This window comes from Rhodococcus sp. KBW08, assembly GCF_003852455.1.
In the GTDB taxonomy this organism is placed as follows: Bacteria; Actinomycetota; Actinomycetes; order Mycobacteriales; family Mycobacteriaceae; genus Rhodococcus_F; species Rhodococcus_F baikonurensis.
Genome location: NZ_QAJJ01000042.1, coordinates 1 through 1,176, shown reverse-complemented (window position 1 = coordinate 1,176; position 1,176 = coordinate 1). Strand labels below are relative to the sequence as shown.

Sequence of the window (1,176 nt, the reverse complement as noted above, 5' to 3'; positions counted from 1 at the left end):
CTTGGGGACGCGGATGATGAGTGCGTCGCCTTGTCCGCCGCCGCCGCAGAGTGCGGCTGCGCCGATGCCGCCGCCGCGGCGTTGCAGTTCGAGGGCGAGGTGCAGGGCGATGCGGGCGCCGGACATGCCGAGGGGGTGTCCGACGGCGATGGCGCCGCCGTTGACGTTGACCTTGGCGGGGTCGAGGCCGAGTTCGCGGGTGGAGGCGATTCCGACGGCGGCGAATGCTTCGTTGATTTCGACGAGGTCGAGGTCGGTGGGGTCGATGCCTTCCTTGGCGCAGGCTTTGGCGATGGCGCGGGCGGGTTGGGACTGGAGGGTGGAGTCGGGTCCGGCGACGACGCCGTGGGCGCCGATTTCCGCGATCCAGGTCAGGCCGAGGTCTTCGGCTTTGGTTTTGCTCATCACGATCACGGCGGCGGCGCCGTCGGAGATCGGGGAGGCGGAGCCGGCGGTGATGGTGCCGTCCTTGCTGAACGCGGGACGCAACGTGCCGAGCGATTCGGTGGTGGTGTCGGCGCGGATGCCTTCGTCCTGCGCGAAGACGATCGGCTCGCCCTTGCGTTGGGGGATGGAGACGGGGACGACTTCGTTGTCGAAGTAGCCGTCTTTCCAGGCGCGGGCCGCGTTCTGGTGTGAGGCGGCGGCGAAGGCGTCCTGTTCTTCGCGGGTGATGTGGGCGGAGTCTTGTTGGTTGACTTGTTCGGTGAGCAGGCCCATGGCCTGGTCGGTGAAGATGTCGTGGAGGCCGTCGTAGGCCATGTGGTCGCGCAGGGTGACGTCGCCGTATTTGAAGCCTTCGCGGCTTTTTTCGAGCATGTGTGGTGCTCGGGACATCGATTCCTGCCCGCCGGCGACGACGATGTCGAATTCTCCGGCGCGGATGAGTTGGTCGGCGAGGGCGATGGCGTCGATGCCGGACAGGCACACTTTGTTGATGGTCAGGGCGGGCACGTTCATGGGGATGCCGGCGGCGACGGCGGCTTGGCGGGCGGGCATCTGGCCGGCGCCGGCGGTGAGGACCTGTCCCATGATGACGTAGTCGACGTGTTCGGGGGCGACTCCGGACTTGTCGAGGGCGCCTTTGATGGCGATGCCGCCGAGGTCGGACCCGGAGAGGTCTTTCAACGATCCGAGGAGTCGACCCATCGGGGTACGAGCTCCCGCAACAATCAC

At 67.3% G+C, this 1,176-nt stretch carries 1 protein-coding gene; it reads right to left on the bottom strand.

Annotated features, from left to right (window positions below; genetic code table 11):
• Window positions 1-1,176: acetyl-CoA C-acetyltransferase (locus tag DBV08_RS31430; RefSeq protein WP_260395825.1), on the bottom strand; the 1,176-nt coding region annotated here is incomplete at both ends.